The sequence below is a fragment of the Corynebacterium sp. c8Ua_99 genome (assembly GCF_039907185.1).
Lineage (GTDB): Bacteria > Actinomycetota > Actinomycetes > Mycobacteriales > Mycobacteriaceae > Corynebacterium > Corynebacterium jeikeium_D.
Window position 1 is genome coordinate 71,205 of the sequence record NZ_JASBOG010000002.1, and the last position, 16,546, is coordinate 87,750.

General features: G+C 58.7%; 12 protein-coding genes. 2 read left to right on the plus strand and 10 right to left on the minus strand.

Features of this window, described 5'->3' with window-relative positions; genetic code table 11:
- Positions 1–11: 11 nt before the first annotated feature.
- The 6 genes from QKE19_RS01670 to QKE19_RS01695 form a co-directional block, all read right to left on the minus strand.
- On the minus strand, positions 12–791 hold the full coding sequence (locus QKE19_RS01670; RefSeq protein ID WP_005511046.1) for a DUF4191 domain-containing protein: 780 nt from the start codon (positions 789–791) through the stop codon (positions 12–14).
- A gap of 66 nt (positions 792–857) precedes the next feature.
- Positions 858–1,943: a lipoyl synthase gene (lipA, locus tag QKE19_RS01675; protein ID WP_070546245.1), complete on the minus strand. Its 1,086-nt coding sequence runs from the start codon at positions 1,941–1,943 to the stop codon at positions 858–860.
- A 9-nt stretch (positions 1,944–1,952) separates the two neighbouring features.
- Positions 1,953–2,756 carry a lipoyl(octanoyl) transferase LipB gene (gene lipB / locus QKE19_RS01680; protein WP_048732570.1) on the minus strand — a complete coding sequence of 268 codons (804 nt, stop codon included), beginning with the start codon at positions 2,754–2,756 and terminating at the stop codon, positions 1,953–1,955.
- 152 nt (positions 2,757–2,908) lie between these two features.
- On the minus strand, positions 2,909–4,534 hold the full coding sequence (locus QKE19_RS01685) for an inorganic phosphate transporter (RefSeq protein ID WP_016423042.1): 1,626 nt from the start codon (positions 4,532–4,534) through the stop codon (positions 2,909–2,911).
- A gap of 569 nt (positions 4,535–5,103) precedes the next feature.
- Positions 5,104–7,134: a 2-oxoglutarate dehydrogenase, E2 component, dihydrolipoamide succinyltransferase gene (sucB, locus tag QKE19_RS01690; protein ID WP_150961050.1), complete on the minus strand. Its 2,031-nt coding sequence runs from the start codon at positions 7,132–7,134 to the stop codon at positions 5,104–5,106.
- A gap of 173 nt (positions 7,135–7,307) precedes the next feature.
- Positions 7,308–8,846 carry a leucyl aminopeptidase gene (locus QKE19_RS01695; RefSeq protein WP_070546921.1) on the minus strand — a complete coding sequence of 513 codons (1,539 nt, stop codon included), beginning with the start codon at positions 8,844–8,846 and terminating at the stop codon, positions 7,308–7,310.
- 222 nt (positions 8,847–9,068) lie between these two features.
- Between QKE19_RS01695 and QKE19_RS01700 the strand changes: the two genes are divergently transcribed.
- On the plus strand, positions 9,069–10,184 hold the full coding sequence (locus tag QKE19_RS01700; protein WP_347890204.1) for a branched-chain amino acid aminotransferase: 1,116 nt from the start codon (positions 9,069–9,071) through the stop codon (positions 10,182–10,184).
- Positions 10,185–10,673: 489 nt separating this feature from the next.
- Positions 10,674–12,551: a VWA domain-containing protein gene (locus QKE19_RS01705; protein WP_347890206.1), complete on the plus strand. Its 1,878-nt coding sequence runs from the start codon at positions 10,674–10,676 to the stop codon at positions 12,549–12,551.
- Between the two features lie 565 nt (positions 12,552–13,116).
- On the opposite strand, the gene QKE19_RS01710 is transcribed toward QKE19_RS01705, so the two are convergent.
- The 4 genes from QKE19_RS01710 to QKE19_RS01725 form a co-directional block, all read right to left on the minus strand.
- Entirely contained in the window at positions 13,117–13,989 is an 873-nt protein-coding gene (locus QKE19_RS01710; protein WP_070549814.1) for an adenosylcobinamide-GDP ribazoletransferase, read from the minus strand.
- A 5-nt stretch (positions 13,990–13,994) separates the two neighbouring features.
- Positions 13,995–15,032: a nicotinate-nucleotide--dimethylbenzimidazole phosphoribosyltransferase gene (gene cobT / locus QKE19_RS01715; RefSeq protein ID WP_049190512.1), complete on the minus strand. Its 1,038-nt coding sequence runs from the start codon at positions 15,030–15,032 to the stop codon at positions 13,995–13,997.
- 102 nt (positions 15,033–15,134) lie between these two features.
- The gene (locus tag QKE19_RS01720) at positions 15,135–15,728 is read right to left on the minus strand and encodes a bifunctional adenosylcobinamide kinase/adenosylcobinamide-phosphate guanylyltransferase (RefSeq protein WP_347890208.1); all 594 of its coding nucleotides are present in this window, start codon (positions 15,726–15,728) and stop codon (positions 15,135–15,137) included.
- A gap of 11 nt (positions 15,729–15,739) precedes the next feature.
- A complete protein-coding gene (locus tag QKE19_RS01725) occupies positions 15,740–16,504 on the minus strand; it encodes a DUF3043 domain-containing protein (RefSeq protein WP_016423034.1) in 765 nt (254 codons plus the stop codon).
- Positions 16,505–16,546 lie beyond the last annotated feature (42 nt).

A 16,546-nucleotide genomic window follows, 5' to 3' on the forward strand; every position in this document is an offset into this window, starting at 1 on the left:
AGCTAAAACCTCTAGTGCTTCTTGCCGCGATTGGCGGCACGGCGCGCACGACGGTTCATGCCGGCCTGTGGGTTAGCGCCCTTCGGCATTGGACCCTTGGGCATGTTCGCGCGCGCATCGCGAATACGGTCCATCGACTGGATGCGCTCATTCAGAGCGTTGGCCTGATCCTTATTCAGGTTGCGCGGCAAACGCATGAGTTCGCGCTGCAGCTTCTTCGGCGGGACCTGGCCCTCGTCGCTACCAGCAATCATGTCGTAAATCGGCGCTTCGCCCGCAATGCGTGCCAGCGACTTCTTCTCACGAGCAATCATCTGCTTGACGCGGTTCGGATCACCTTCACCGACCAGCACAACACCGGCGTTACCAATAACACGGTGAACAGCATCCATGTGCTGATTAGCGACAACACCGGTCTTGACGTGCCAGACATAGCCAACGCCCTGACGCATATTGTCCAGCGTCCACGCCGCAGCGCCGGCCTGGCCTTCCGCCTCTGTGTAGAAGGACGCCTCAAGACGCTTAGAGAAGATGTACATCGCGACCATAAAGCCGATCGAGATACCAATAATCGTCAGAACCCAGGGCCAGACTCCACCAATGAGCAGACCAAGCAGTAACAGCAGGATAATTGGACCGAAGAAGCCCAGCGCCATGTAAGGCACGAGCTTGTTGTCCCGCGAGCGCTGCAGCTTAAACGCCTGCCACATCTGGCTACGAGTCTGCTTACGCTGAGCGCGCTTGGCGGCGCGGTTCGCCTTCTTCATTTCTTTCGCATCATTGGTCGCCATAATCACCAACTTTAGGGCATGCGATGTAGTTTTAGGCAATAGACCGCGCCGTAGCGCCGTTTCGCTTTACGACGGCGCTGCGGCCGTCGGCCTCTCGGAAGCCGGAATAGTCGAAGTGACTGGCGTATCCTCCGATGCGCCATAGCGGTCGAGCAGAGTCGAGGCTTCCTGAAGCGCGAGGTTGTTGTCGTTGTCGTCGGCAAGCGCGGACAGATGCGCAGGCAGTTCCTGACCGCGGTGCGCCAGTGCACGGGCGTAGAGTCGGCCAGCGCGGTAGGAAGAGCGGACCAGCGGGCCGGACATGACGCCGGCAAAGCCCATCTCTTCAGCGGTCTTGGAGAGTTTGACGAACTCCTCCGGCTTAACCCAACGTTCAATTGGATGGTGCAGTGGAGTGGGGCGGAGGTACTGAGTGATTGTCAGAATATCGCAGCCGGCATCGTGCAAATCCTGCATAGCGGAGATGATCTCGTCGTAGGATTCGCCCATGCCCAGGATGAGGTTGGACTTGGTAACTAGCCCAGCTTCGCGAGCGCGAGTGATGAGTTCCAAGGAACGCTCGTAGCGGAATGCGGGGCGGATGCGCTTGAAGATGCGCGGCACCGTTTCCAAGTTGTGGGCGAAAACCTCGGGCTTGGCGTCGAATACCTGCTGTGCTGCAGATTCGTCGCCACGGAAGTCATCGACAAGGAGCTCGACTCCGGTATTCGGGTTGAGTTCGTGGATCTGGCGGCAGGTCTCAGCGTAGAGCCAGGATGCACCGTCGGGCAGATCGTCGCGGGCGACACCGGTGATAGTGGCGTAACGAAGACCCATCTCGCGGACGGATTCCGCAACACGACGCGGCTCATCCTTATCCAATGGGTCGGGCTTGGCTGAGTTAATCTGGCAGAAGTCGCAGCGGCGGGTGCACTTATCGCCGCCGATGAGGAAGGTGGCCTCGCGGTCTTCCCAACATTCGTGAATGTTCGGGCAGCCAGCCTCCTGACAGACCGTGTGCAAAGAGGCACCCGAGACACGGTTTTTCATGTCCTTGTAGCTGGGGCCCGGACGAACCTGGTTGCGAATCCACCGGGGCTTGTTCTCGATAGGGGTCTCGGCATTTCGTGCCTCGACGCGCAGTAACTTACGTCCTTCTGGCTTAACAGTCACAGTTTCATCCTACTCTTTTGTTGATGAGTACTCGAATATGCCGGTGGTGGAGTTGTGCTTCACCCGGTGTGGCAGGTCCTTCGTGGGGTCGGGCGCGGAGCCGAAGGAATGGTCGGCAACGGTCAAACGGCCTTCCAAAGCATCTTGCAAATCTGCCAGAAGCGACTCTGTCATCTCTGACACGCTAACATCTCGGTCAAGCTCCCGGGATAGGGTGGTCACTCCAGCGTCGGAGATGCCACACGGGATGATGTAGTTGTAGAACTCCATAGAGTTGTCGCAGTTCAGACTGAGTCCGTGCATGGTTACACCATGGGTCACGCGGATTCCCAGTGCCGCAATCTTTCGGTCGCTCAGTCCGTTTGATGCGGGAACCCATACCCCCGAGCGGCCATCGATGCGGCCAGCAGCCGCGATGCCGGCTCGGCGAACGGTTTGAATGAGGGCTTCTTCCAGTCTGCGGACGTAGTCCACCACATCGACCGGCTGAGCGAGCTTGATGATGGGATACATCACAAGCTGGCCCGGGCCGTGCCAGGTGATGCGGCCACCGCGGTCGACATCGACGACCGGCAACCCATTGGTAGGACGGTCCTCCGGCTGGGTGCGCTTTCCTGCTGTGTAAAGACTCGGGTGCTCAAGCACGAGAACCTGATCTGGAATTAGGTCTTTCGCACGCTTGGCAGCAAGGTCTGCCTGTAGGTGCCAGGTCTCTTCGTAGTCGACAAGGCCGAGATGTTGAATCTCGATGTCGGAGCTTGATTCCCGAATGGATTTATCTGCGCGAGTAAAAGGTTTTCTTGGGGCAGTCATGGTGGCCTATAGGATACGCCGAAATTCTGTAGGCCTCAGATTACTTGTTACTTGGATAGCGCCAAACTTACTTGGATAGCGCCAGACGTAAAAATACCCCGGTGGTCACTAGAAAGTGACCGCCGGGGTAAAAGTGGCGTGCTTTTGTGGGCTTAGCCGAAGACGACGCGGAGGATGGAAACGGTGATTGCCGAGATACCTGCAGCGGCCGGAAGGGTAATAACCCAGGCCAAACCAATCGGCTTCATCAGGTTCCAGTTAGCGGCACGGTTAACGATACCGACACCGAGAACGGCACCAATCAGAATGTGGGTGGAGGAAACCGGCAGACCCAGCAGGGAAGCAATCATAACGACCACAGCAGCGGAAAGCTCTGCGGCAAAACCCGATGCTGGGTGAATCTCAGTCAGGCCGGATCCGACGGTCTTGATAACGAAGCGGCCGATAAACCACAGACCGGAGATGAGAGCGACACCCATGGTGGTCATGACTGCCAGCGGGACGCCGGACTCGGAAGAGATCTCGTTGGTACGGAGAACATCCAGAATTGCCACGAACGGGCCAAGCGCGTTAGCGATGTCGTTCGAGCCGTGGGAGAAAGCGAACGCAGCAGCGGTGAAGACCTGCATCCAGCTGAACAGCAGGAAGGTGGAACGATCCAAATCCTGACGCTTCAAAGTACGCGCGAAGATGTAAACGGCAAGCCACACTGCGGTGGCGATCATGCCCATAATCAGGAAGTTGTCCAGGCTGGAAAGCCCTAGGTGAAGGTTCTTCAGACCCTTGAACAGCATCATCGCGGAGATGACAATAGAGCCCAGGGCTGCTAGACCCGGAACCCAAGCTTCCAGCGCACGGTGAGCGCGGACATCATCAACCTTGGATTCGATGTGGACGAGCTTGCGGAAGTACTCAGACTCCAGGTCATCCGGAGTCCAGTCGTTGTCACGCATCGTCGTAGCGTCGCGAAGCATCGCGTTGGTGTACGAGATCTGATCGTGCTCAGGGAGCTTTTCGAAGTCGTCGCGGTGCTGCGCCTTGAGGTCCGCCTTTTCCTGGTGGATGGCCTGCAGCTGCTTGGAAGCCTTGTCGTTGTAGACGAGAATCGAGTTCTTAATGCCGCCGAACAGGAGGAACGCGACCAAACCGCCGAGGAGCGGAGAGAGGACCCAGGAAACGGCGATCTGACCAATCTGATCCCACTGGACCATGCTCCAGCCACCCTTGCCGGTGATGAAACCGACCGTCAGTGCGGCACCGACGATACCGCCGACGATGGAGTGGGTAGTGGAGACTGGCCAACCCATGCGGGTGGCAACGAGGAGCCACACTGCCGCGCCGAGAAGCGCGGACATCATGATGAAGGCGAACTCCATCGGGTCCAAACCGTGGATTGCGTTCAGGTCCACAATGCCGGAACGGACGGTGTCAGTAACCTCGCCACCAGCGAGGACGGCGCCCGAAACCTCAAAGACTGAAGCGACAACAAGCGCCTGCTTCATGCTCAGGGTGCCGGCACCGACTGAAGTACCGAAGGAGTTAGCAACGTCGTTACCGCCGATGTTGAACGCCATGAAGACGGCGAACGCGATGGTAATCAGAAGGATTGCCGTATTTGCCTGCGGGCCCACAAAGTCATAAGCCCAGAAGACAAAAATTACGATGTTGATTGCGAGAAGCCCGCCGAAGAAGAGGTGCCACCACTTATCTGAGGAGCTCGATTGCTCAGATGATGTGGTCCCGGTCGACGAACTAGTATTCGCTGGAGCCGAGGACATGCTCCACCTTTCTAAGTTACGTACAGAGAGCAAAAATAGGCACGCCAAAGAAGCCTGCTGTCTAATGATTTCTTAGATTGGTAAAGGCTAATTGCTAACTAGGTGACGGCGAGGTTAACAAATAATGAATTTAATTATCGCTATCTTCAGCTCTCGTCGGTGTAGCTGAAAGCGATAGCCGGAACTGTGTGCGGGGGTGTGTGGTGTTCTCGCATTTCGGCAGGACAAAAAGTATGCGCATTTGCTACTTGCAGCTTTGCTTTCGGTTCGACCCTCCCGCTGTCTGCTAATGGCTTAACGGCGCAATAACAGCACGTTAATTCTTTGTGCCGATGGAGCCTTTGCTAGCTATGTGTGGCTACGTGAAATCTGAGCACTAGCCAAGAATAGGGGGCCTGCGCATTTGAAGGAATCGCTGATTAGGTTCAACTGCGGGACGAATGCGGCAAAAGAAATACCCGCGTCAGCCGCAAAGTGCGACTAACGCGGGCAGGGAAGAGGCAGAACCTCCTGCTAGCAAGCCAGCTAGATTCCCGCGGCGCTACTACCCCAGGAGGGGAGCAAGCTGCTTAGAGCTGCAGATCCGATTCGAAGTTAGCAACCTCGAGGCGGTCAACAACGGTCGTCATGAAGCGACCTGCATCAGCGCCGTCGATCAGGCGGTGATCGTAGGTAATTGGCAGGAAGACCATGGCGCGAATACCAATGGCATCTGCCTCATTCTCGGTGACGACTACTGCGCGCTTCTTAATCGCGCCGGTGCCGACCATTGCGGCCTGCGGCGGAACCAGAATCGGAGTGTCGGTCAGAGCGCCCTCGGAGCCGATGTTGGTAATGGTGAAGGTGCCGCCGGACAGGTCGTTCGGGGTCAGCTTGTTGTTGCGAGCGCGGTCTGCGATGTCCGCAATAGCAGCAGCCAGCTCCGGCAGGGACATATCCTGAGCGTTGTGGATGACCGGGGAGAGCAAACCACGCTCGGTATCGACAGCGATACCCAGGTTGACCTGCTCGTGGTAGGTAATCTCCTTGGTCTCTTCGTTCCAGGAAGCGTTGACGTTCGGGTGGCTGACCAGAGCCTCAACGATTGCCTTTGCAAAGAATGGCAGGAAGGTCAGCTTTGCGCCGTGCTTCTTCTCGAACTCAGCCTTCTTAGTAGCGCGCAAATCCCAGATGGCAGTCATATCGGCCTCGTGGACCTGGGTCAGCTGTGCGGAAGTCTGCAGAGACTCGAGGGTCTTGGCAGCGGTGATCTCGCGGATGCGGTTGACACGCTGGGTGGTGCCGCGCAGCTCAGCGAGCTCAGGGCGAACGCCCTTGGTGGACCAGTTGGAGCCGGACTCAGCAGTAGTCTCCTGGCCGCCCTCGGCAGCGCGCAGAACATCCTGCTTACGAATGCGGCCGCCGATTCCAGAGCCCTCGACCTTAGTCAGGTCAACGCCGTGCTTGTCAGCCAGCTTGCGGACCAGCGGGGTGACGTAAGGAACGTCCTTGTTAGCGGAAGGCTTGGATTCAGCCTTCGGAGCCTCAGCCTTCGGAGTCTCCTTCTTCGGCTCTTCCTTCTTTGGCTCCGGCTTGGACTCTGCCTTTGGAGCTTCCTTCTTTGGCTCCGGCTTGGATTCAGCCTTTGGAGCTTCCTTCTTCGGTGCAGCCTTCTTTGGCTGGCCACTGCCAACGCGAGCGATGACCTCGCCGACGTCAACGGTGTCGTCTTCGTCGTAGAGGACCTCGAGCAGGGTGCCTGCGACTGGGGAAGGAATTTCGGTGTCGACCTTGTCGGTGGAAACCTCGAGCAGTGGCTCGTCGACCTCGACGGTGTCGCCGACCTTCTTCAGCCAGGTGGTGATGGTGCCTTCGGTGACGGATTCGCCGAGCTCCGGCATCTCAACGTCAGTAGCGTCGCCAGCGTCAACGTCAGTGGAGTCTTCCTCAGTCTCCTCGTTGGCCTTTACTGGCTCCTCGTCCTTCTCGACTGCGGCAGATGCCTCCTCGGCCTCTTCCTTGGCGGCCGGAGCAGTGTCTGCATCGCCAACGCGAGCGATGACCTCGCCGACGTCAACGGTGTCGTCTTCATCGTAGAGGACCTCGAGCAGGGTACCTGCGACCGGGGAAGGAATTTCGGTGTCGACCTTGTCGGTGGAAACCTCGAGCAACGGTTCGTCGACCTCGACGGTGTCGCCGACCTTCTTCAGCCAAGTGGTAATCGTGCCTTCGGTGACGGATTCGCCGAGCTCCGGCATCTCAACGTCAGTAGCGGAACCGGAGGCAGCCTTCGGTGCTTCCTTCTTTGGCTCTTCAGCGTCTTCCTTCGGAGCCTCTTCCTCGGTCTCCTCAGCGGAATCGTCAGCGCCTTCCGGCTCTTCGCCCGGCTCGCCGACCTTTGCGATGACCTCGCCAACATCGACGGTGTCGTCTTCTTCAAAGAGAATCTCGGTGAGAACACCGGCGACCGGAGATGGAATTTCGGTGTCGACCTTGTCGGTGGAAACCTCGAGCAACGGTTCGTCGACCTCGACGGTGTCGCCGACCTTCTTCAGCCAGGTGGTAATGGTGCCTTCGGTAACTGATTCACCGAGCTCCGGCATCTCAATAGAGGTCGCCATGTTTGTGCACTCCTCGAAAAGTTAAGAAATCTCGTTTTAAGACGGTTATTACAAATTAGCTTACAGGTTGAAAACTCTGCTTGCCCCGTGGGCTGCGCCCGCTTTCGACTGGTGCGTGGAATAGCTCATTCCAGCCAGGATTCCAGCCGGGCGGGGCGCAGTCGGATGACCGGCTACTTCGTTGCCAAATCCTCAATCACAGAGAACATCGTCCGAACCGGAACACCAGTGCCCCGCTTCGGGGTATAACCATACTCCCCGGTGGTGTTGAAGGCCGGACCGGCAACGTCGATGTGAACCCATTCAACATCCTCGCCAACGAATTCGCGCAGGTATGCAGCTGCAACACTCATACCGCCAAAGCGAGAGTTCGTGACATTCCGCAGGTCAGCCACCGGCGACTTCAGGGCCTCTGCTAGCTCAACTGGAATCGGCATTGCCCAACCATTTTCACCAATGCTCTGAGACAGCTCTGCAACACGGTCACGGAACTCGTCGTTACCCAGGACGCCCGGGGTGCGCTCGCCAAGAGCGACCAGCTGCGCACCGGTCAGGGTAGCGGTGTCAATCAGGTGAGTCGGCTTGTCTTCGCAGGCGCGGACAATGGCGTCTGCGAGTACGAGGCGGCCCTCAGCGTCGGTATTCAGAATCTCAATGGTCTTACCGCCGTACTGCGTAATGACGTCGCCCGGACGGTACGCCTTACCACCCGGCATGTTCTCCGCCATTGGAACAGTTGCGGTCACCGGGGTGGATACACCTAGGCGAGCAGCCAGGACGACTGTGGCAATAACAGCCGCAGCGCCGCCCATATCGGAGATCATGTTCTCCATGCTGGCGCCCGGCTTCAGCGAAATACCGCCAGTATCAAAGGTGATGCCCTTACCGACCAGGCCCAGCGAATTCTCTGCCGACTCATCGCCCTTCCAGATCAGGCGCACCAGGCGCGGCCCGCGCGAGGATCCACCACCCACGGCATTGAGGCCTCCGAAACCGCCGGCGCGCAGAGCGTCGTCGTCAAGCACCTCGACCTCGAGCCCCGCGTCACGGCCCAGCGCTGCAGCAGCGTCAGCAAACGTCTCGGGGTAGAGGTGCGACGATGCTGTATTGACGAAGTCACGCGCGGTGGCAACGGCATCTACAATTGCCGAAGCGCGCTTTACGACGTCGTCATCAGCGCCCAACACAACCACCTTCTGGGTGGCCTCGTTGCTTTCTTCGGTGCTCTTCTGACCGGAGTAAGCGTAAGCGCCCAGCGCAAAGCCCTCGGCTGCAGCCTGCGGATCGATGGCGCCGAGAGTGTTAAAGACCACCTTGGCCTTGGTCATACGGCGGGCAGCGGCGCCGCAGGCACGGCGGATGTCTTCCGCATCCAGGTCCTCAGAACCCACGCCAACGCCCGTGACACTGTCGACATCCAGGCCAGCAGGAGCCGGGATGGCGGTCACGGACTCGGCCTTAGCGCTGGCGGAGACTGCCTCAAAGGAGGCGAGCAGCTGCTCTGCAACCGAACCGATGGCCTCGGGTGCGACCAGCTCGAGGCCATCCTCGCCGTCGATAAGCGCGACGAGGACCGCGTCGGCGTCCGCGGGCAGAGAGTTGTCGGCAGCGATGACCACGCGAGTGCCGATAGCCGGCAGGTAATTGGACAAAACAGCGGCGTTGCGAGAGGCACCGAGCTGTGCCGAATCATTGTTAGCGGGGACTGACATGTAGTTGCATCTCCTTGTAGTCGTACTATGTGGTACACCACCGTATCCCTATTTGCCGGTTCGTGTCCTTCACCCCTGGACAGCGGACTGACGAGCCAGCGCCACGACTATTGGAATGTACCCGCGCCTAGTGCCCGCGACGCTGACATTGCCCTGACTAACACGGTCTTTCGGGGGCGAGTATTGATACGACTCGATCCTCGACGGTTTAGGATGAAAGACATGTCTGCTTTGGAATTTGCAATCGAACGTAACCCGAATCCACTCTCTGATGCCGAGCGCGAGGAGATTTTGGCCAACCCTGGTTTCGGTAAGCACTTCACCGACCACATGGTCCGAATTGACTGGACTGCAGACAAAGGCTGGCATGGCGCCAAGCTGCAGGCATACGGTTCGATTGAAATGCAGCCGTCTTCTTCGGTCCTGCATTACGGGCAGTCGATTTTTGAGGGCCTGAAGGCGTATCGCATGCCGGATGGTTCCATTGTTACTTTCCGCCCGGAGCAGAACGCCCGTCGCTTCCAGCGCTCCGCTGACCGCATTGCAATGCCGCAGCTGCCGGAGGAGACCTTCCTCGAGGCAATCCGCCTGCTGGTTGAAGCCGATGCAGCATGGGTGCCGCCAGCTGGTGGCGAAGAATCCCTGTACCTGCGTCCAATCATGTTCTCCACCGAGAGCACCCTGGGCGTGCACCCGTCGAACTCTTACACCTTCCTGCTCATCGCTTCACCTGCCGGCGCGTACTTCTCCGGTGGCATTAACCCGGTGACCGTGTGGATCTCCCACGAGTACGTGCGTGCCGCGCCGGGCGGCACCGGTGCTGCGAAGTTCGCAGGTAACTACGCAGCTTCGCTGGCGGCTCAGCAGCAGGCAGAGGAAAAGGGCTGCGACCAGGTTGTGTGGCTGGACGCTGTCGAGCGCAAGTACATCGAGGAGATGGGCGGCATGAACCTGGCGTTTATCTACCCGGATGAGAATGCTGACGCTGGTGTTCGGCTGGTGACTCCAGAGCTGTCTGGTTCGCTGCTGCCGGGCATTACTCGGGCATCGCTGCTGCAGGCTGCTCAGGATCTGGGCATGAATGTCGAGGAGCGTCGCATTTCCACCGAGGAATGGAAGAATGATGCCACCTCCGGTGTTATGAGCGAGGCATTCGCCTGCGGTACCGCTGCAGTCATCACCCCGGTCGGTTTTGTGAAGTCCGCTGAGGACGAGTTCGAGATCAACGGCGGCGAGACGGGCGGGTGGACCATGAAGCTGCGCGAGCGCCTGACCGGTATCCAGCACGGCGAGGTTGAGGATACCCACGGTTGGATTTACAAGCTCGTTGAGGCTTAGTTTCGGCGTAGGTCGGCTAAGAAAAATTTAATAGTGGTTACAAGAATTAGTACTTTCGCAGCCCCTGTTTAGTATTCGCTGGTCAGGGGCTGCGTTTTTGCTTTGCTGGCTCCCCAACGGCTGTGCGATTTTCTCATGGTTCATGAATTGTTCAGACGGCATTTGTTTAGCCATTAAAAACACCTCTAGCGTGACCGGGGTCACTGTGAAAAACTACCAACACGATTGATTTTTGTAGTTGGGAAAACAGTTTGAGGCGCTGTGATGGTGGTAGTTCAAGACTTTTTTAAAGATAGTTTTTCGTCAAGTAGTTCAAAGCGCCTAAGGGTAACCATCGTCGTCACTCTGTTGTTGGCTGCGTGGACGATTGGGTTTAGTGCGATTCCGGCTCCGGTGGCGGCAGCCCAAGATTCGCCTTCGCCGTCCGGGGTGGAACAGCCCGCTCCTACGGGCGAAGGGGGTACGGGCGAAGCAAAAGCAGAGCTAATCATGGATCTGTCTGGTTCGATGCTTGCCGACGACGCCGGAGGCACCCGCCTCGATGCGGCAAAGCGCGCATCCACGGAGCTGATTGACTCCCTCCCGGATGATGCGCTGCTTGGCATGCTGGTTTATGGCCAGCGCGAATCCAGTGATGAATCCAACCGCGAACGTGGTTGCCAGGACATCGAGGTGCTGTCGCCTGTCCAAAAGGTCGACAAAGAAGGCCTGAAGAGCAGGATTGCCGGGTTGGAAGCTCAGGGCTACACGCCGATCGGCAATGCACTGCGTAAGGCGGCTGATGAGCTTGGCCCAGACGGTGAGCGGTCAATTATTTTGGTCTCTGACGGTATCGACACCTGCGCGCCGCCACCGGTGTGTGAGGTTGCGAAGGAACTGGCAGGGCAGGGTGTTGGCCTGACGATTCACACAGTGGGCTTCAAGGTCGATGAAGAAGCTCGCGCTGAGCTGGAGTGTGTTGCGCAGGTATCCGGTGGACAGAGCATGACTGCGGACGATGCTACCCAGCTTGCAGACCACATGAAGTTCTTGACTCAGCGGTCAGTGCAGGGCTACGAAACTACGGGTACTCCGTTCGAGTTCTCCGAGACTAAGGAAGGCGCGAAGTGGCTCGGTGAGGGCAAGTACCAGACCACGCTAGTGCCAGAGGTTGCCCAGCACGATCGCACCCCGCTCTACTACCGAATCGCGGTGCCGAAGGGACACAACGCGATTGTTACCTCAAAGGTGTTAGCGAATATCGATGCTGAGGGTAAGGGCCAGCAGGATGTCCGAACTGAAGTTGACGAAATCATCAATGAAACTGGCGGAAAATGCCAGGACGACGGTCGTATGGGGTCGCTGACTGGCGCCGAAGCTAGTGCCGATTCGTGGACTCCAACTTCGGCCGATGCAAGCGTTCTTGCATGGGATAGTGACCGCATCGAATCCAGTTGCGATCAAACCAAGTGGCTCGTCGCAAATAACGTGTGGGTCTATGACGGTGATTCAGTAGCGGACTATCGTGATGAACCGGTGAAGGTCGAGGTTAGCGTCCAGTTTGAGCCAGTCCTGAAGAAGCAGGATGCTGACAAACTAAATGAGGGGCGGTCTTCTTCGACCGGCGACAAAGCCTACAAAAAGGCCACTTTTGGAGAGGCCAAGCCCGTAAACGGTGGCAATAACGCAGCCCAAGCGCCGGAAGTTAAATCTGGGGATAACATCTCTGACACAATCGTGCCCGGTGAACAGAAGTTCTACAAGATCCCTGTCGAGTGGGGTCAGCGACCAGTGATTGCTGCCCGCACTGGAAATTCGGAGCGCGATAATGCCGATTCCATGGGAGTTGCGCTGTTGAATCCATTCGAGGTTTCCGTGGCGGATGGAACAATGCACTTTTATCAGGATTCCGAGGACCTGAACTTGTCAACAGATCGTCCGGTCGAATACAACAACCGAGAATCTAATGTTGGAGGACGACCTGTAGCCAACGCCGGCTACTACTACGCGACTGTCCGAATGGCTAACTATCGCCCGGATGAAGAGGTCAGTGGCATCGATCAGCCGTTCCAGCTCGCATTCCTCCTGGACAACAAGCCAACTAAGGGGCCTGACTGGCGACCGACTGACAAGAACGGCCCGACTCCATCCGATAAGCCGATTCTGGCCAAGGGAGAGCCGGAACAGGAATCGTCAAAGGACTCGTCAGAAGATGCGTCGAATGAATCTGACTCCTCGGATACGGATTCTCAGGCATCCGCATCCTCGTCGGACATGGAAGATGAGGGCATGAGCCCGTTGGTCATTGGCACCGTTGTAGCAGTGGTCGCCGTGTTTATCGGCATTGCCGGCGCAATCGTCTACCAGAACAAGAAGCGCAAGGAGTAGACAAACCGTAAGATCAGGAAGTTCCTGAGCAAGGGGGCAGGGTGGGGAAGGCAGCAAAAGTGTGTCCGCCTGGCGTATCGCTGGCGGGCACATTTTTGCTACTTAGCCGCAAGAACTGACAACTCCAAGAATTATGGGCTGCAGATGTGAAACTGTGTGAGTTTATGACACTTTCATGCCATTTTTCAGGCCATTTTTGACATAAACGCAGTCAGTAACTCGGATCGACCCACCGCCGCCAGCCATAATCGCAGTCACTAGCCCCTACTGAACCCAAACCCCACTGAACCCAAACCTGGGAGTGCCACCCCAACAAAGAAAAGCGCGCCCCGTGCATCGCTGCGGCGGGACGCGCTTTTTTAATTAGCTGGGAGGCTAGAAGGTGTGCTCGTTCTTGGCGCCCCGGCAAACGGTCGGCGCAAAATAATTTGGGCGAGCCCCGAAACGAGCCTCCTGTACTCCGCCTTCCCGGCGGTGTGCCCTCAGAATACGTCCGCGTCAAAGCGACCGTCAATAGTTCTTTTTAAAGAAAACCCCAACGGGGGCAATGCGCGCATTTTCCCTGCTAGAACCCTATGGCAAGTGCCACGGCACAGACAGCGCACGTTATCTCAATGACCGCACCAAACACGTCGCCGTTGACTCCGCCAAACCTCTTCACGCAATGCCGCGTCAGCAGCAGTGTAACGCCAAAGCTCAGTGCACAAGCGACTACGCCCACGAGCCCAACCACCCAGCCCGACACAGCGAGCAGCAGTATCCACCAGCAGGTCACCGTGACTGTGGACTGAGTACCGGCAGTCAGAGAGCCGAAGCCGCTGTTCGAAAAAGGCGGAAAGCCGCGCCAGCAGGCAGTCGTTGCTGCCGCGCGAGAGGCTACAAAAGGCAAGCACAGCGCAACCACACCAGGCCACATCTGACCAGCAGACCACTGCGACAGCACACTAGCCACAATCACGGCAAAAGCAGTCGTCGTCGTCAACATCGTCAGCACGATGGAGCCCACGCCCATTGGGCCGGTGCTCGGATCGCGCAGCACCTCCCGCGCCCCCTCCGGCGGCTTATACGAGCCGAGGGCATCCGCCACATCCGCCAGCCCATCCAGGTGCATCGCGCGGGTCAACATCTGTGCCGCCACCATAATCAGGGTGCCGCCGAGGATCGGGGTGACGTCGTAAAGCGTGGGCGTGCGTGACGACGACGTTGCGAACAGCGCCGCCGTGATGAGAACTGCACCCGCGGCAGGAACGAGCCCAGCTACTGGCAGTGCGGCGATGGCGCGACGGCCGGTGATGCGGTCGAACACGCTCGCGCCTTTGAAGGGCAGGATGGTGAGCCAGGACAGGGCAGTGGTGATGGCCTCAGCGACGGCATTGCCGTGAGCAGAGGGATCGCCGTCGAGGTTGTCCTGGCGAGACGGGCCGGCTTTGTCGGACAAGTCGATTAGTCCTTGGTGCTTACGCCTGCGTCGGCGAAAGTAGCCATGTTGCGCAGGACCGATACGCCGGACTTGACCAGCGGTAGGGCAGCGACGGCGCCGGAGCCTTCGCCAAGACGCATCCCGTATTCGAGAAGTGGTTCCTTATCCAGGTGTCGAAGGGCAAGCGCGTGCGCGGGCTCTGCCGACTTGTGGCCGGCGACCCACCAATCGCGGGCGCCCGGAGCGAGCTGGTCAGCCAGCAGAGCAGCGGATGTGACAACCACTCCGTCCAAAATCACAGGAGTGCGACGAACCGCTGCTTGCGCCAAGAACGCGGCCATCACGGTCATATCCGGCGAGGAAATACGACGGAGCACCTCAACCGGGTCATTGCGCAGGCGACGCACGCGGAACATGGCATCGCGTACGGCAGCGACCTTGAGCTTCCACCCCTCGTCATCAATGCCAGTGCCTCGGCCGACGACGACCACCGGTTCGGAGTTGGTCACGGCACCAATCAGCGCCGCGGCTGGAGTGGTGTTTCCGATGCCCAGGTCGCCGGCAATGAGCAGGTCAGCGCCTTCATCAACGGCGGCGTCGGCAATCGCGATGCCCGTGCGGATGGCCTTATCGACCTCCTCCTCGCTCATCGCATCCTCGCGGTCGATAGAACCACAGCTGCGACGGATACGGTATGGCCCTTCGGCATCGTGGTCGAGGGAAATGTCCACGCCGGTAACAGTGGCTCCCGCGATGTCAGCGATAGCGTTCACGCCGGCACCCTTTGCCTCGATATTGGCAAGCATCTGGATAGACACCTCGGACGGGTACGCGGACACCCCGCCCTGGGCAACACCGTGGTCACCAGCGAAGACATAAACACGACAATCGTCCAGGTCACGCGGAGGGCATTCTCCCTGACACGCCGAAATCCAAATGCCGAGTTCTTCCAACCGGCCAAGTGAGCCTGCGGGCTTAGTCAACTGCTCATGGCGCGCGCGGGCGGCCTGTTCAGTCTCTTCGTCAGGGCGTGCTACCGGTCCAAAATAATCCGCGTTCATACTCTCAAACGCTACCCGAAAACGATTTGTCTACCGACCATTGGTGCACAGTTATTCGCATTGCTAGGCAGACCGTCATAGGGGAAGCGGCGTGGAGTGAATCTAGCTCGCCGCCTTGACTTCCATGGGGCAGCCAGCCACAACTAGGACAACACGATCACAGATAGCTGCGAGCTGCTGGTTGAGAAGGCCAATCTCATCACGGAAAAGCCGCCCTGAGCGGTGTTCGGGAATGACACCGAAGCCCACTTCGGGCGACACAATGAACAGGTCGGAATCTGCGGGGAAGTTACGCACGGCGTCGACAAGCGAGTGCGTCCACGGCGCGACGCTGCCCCTCGGCGCCTCCCACAGCCCCTGCGCGTCGATGATGTGCGTCAGCCAGGTGCCGACATCGTCCAGCAGCATGCGCCGCTCCGGCGACGCGAGAGCTTCCACCGCATCGACGTCATCAACCGTGTGCCAGGTCACTCCGTGCTCTCGTGCCTGTGCTTGACGACGAATGCGGTGCTCCTCAACCCTGGAGTGAAAGTCGCTATCACCGGGCCAGGGCCGTGCTGTTGCGATGTAGTGCAACACCGTTGAGGCTGCAGCATCTGAGGCACCGCCGGTTGAGGCTGCGGCGGTGGCCAGCAGCTCGTGCTCAGCCCATGAGGACTTGCCTGAGCGGGCGCCACCGAGAACCAGAGTGCGCATGGCAGATGAGGCTACTTGATTTCGTCGCCGATGTTGACCTGCGGACGCGGAGTACGCAGACGACGCGGCTGAGAAGCGCGGGAGTAAGCGTAGAAGCCCAGTCCCCAGGCCCCTTCGGTGGTCTTCGGGAAGCGCTCACGCGTCAACTTGATGGCACGGCGGCCGATGTAAATGCCCTCGATGATCAGGGCGATGATGAGAACCATCGCGATGAGAGATGCGATGTTGGCCAGCTTCGGCAGGGAAGTGCCAATCATCATAATCAGCAGCAGAATCAGCGCGAACGGGAGGAACACGTTAGCGAGGAAGCGACGGGAATCAACCCAGTCGCGGACAAACTTGCGCTCAGCGCCCTGGTCGCGTGGCAGCATGTAGCGCGGATCGCCGGCGGCCATGCGCTCGTCGGCAATGCGACGCTGCTCACGTCGCTCTGCTCGCTCGCGTGCCTTGGCGGCCTTGAGCTCTTCCTTGGACATGGAAGCCTTGAGCTCCTTGCGGCGCTGGCGAGCTTCCTTAGCGGTCAGCGGCGCCTCGACCGGGCCACGGCGGATGCCGCGTTCGCGCTCAACCTCGTTGCGCTTCGGAGTGGGGCGCCCCTTCTTGGGAGTAAAAGCACCGCTGTGCTTCTTCTCGGGCTGCTGAGACTCCGAAGCGGTGCCCTTGGCCCCGCTGGATGCGGTCGCGTCGGTGGCTACGTCTCCGGCGTTGGTTGCGTCAGCGTTAGCTGCCTCAGCTGCCTTGGACTTTTTGTCATTCTTTTTCCACGGTAGATTCACGACCCCAGATTATAAGGTCTTCAAGGTGCTTCCCTAATTAGG

Bases quoted from the DNA above. Each gene is read 5' to 3' on its own strand.
- QKE19_RS01670 (WP_005511046.1), bottom strand. From the start codon at position 791: ATGGCGACCAATGATGCGAAAGAAATGAAGAAGGCGAACCGCGCCGCC.
- lipB (WP_048732570.1), bottom strand. From the start codon at position 2,756: ATGACTGCCCCAAGAAAACCTTTTACTCGCGCAGATAAATCCATTCGG.
- QKE19_RS01685 (WP_016423042.1), bottom strand. From the start codon at position 4,534: ATGTCCTCGGCTCCAGCGAATACTAGTTCGTCGACCGGGACCACATCA.
- sucB (WP_150961050.1), bottom strand. From the start codon at position 7,134: ATGGCGACCTCTATTGAGATGCCGGAGCTCGGTGAATCAGTTACCGAA.
- QKE19_RS01695 (WP_070546921.1), bottom strand. From the start codon at position 8,846: ATGTCAGTCCCCGCTAACAATGATTCGGCACAGCTCGGTGCCTCTCGC.
- QKE19_RS01700 (WP_347890204.1), top strand. From the start codon at position 9,069: ATGTCTGCTTTGGAATTTGCAATCGAACGTAACCCGAATCCACTCTCT.
- QKE19_RS01705 (WP_347890206.1), top strand. From the start codon at position 10,674: ATGGATCTGTCTGGTTCGATGCTTGCCGACGACGCCGGAGGCACCCGC.
- cobT (WP_049190512.1), bottom strand. From the start codon at position 15,032: ATGAACGCGGATTATTTTGGACCGGTAGCACGCCCTGACGAAGAGACT.
- QKE19_RS01720 (WP_347890208.1), bottom strand. From the start codon at position 15,728: ATGCGCACTCTGGTTCTCGGTGGCGCCCGCTCAGGCAAGTCCTCATGG.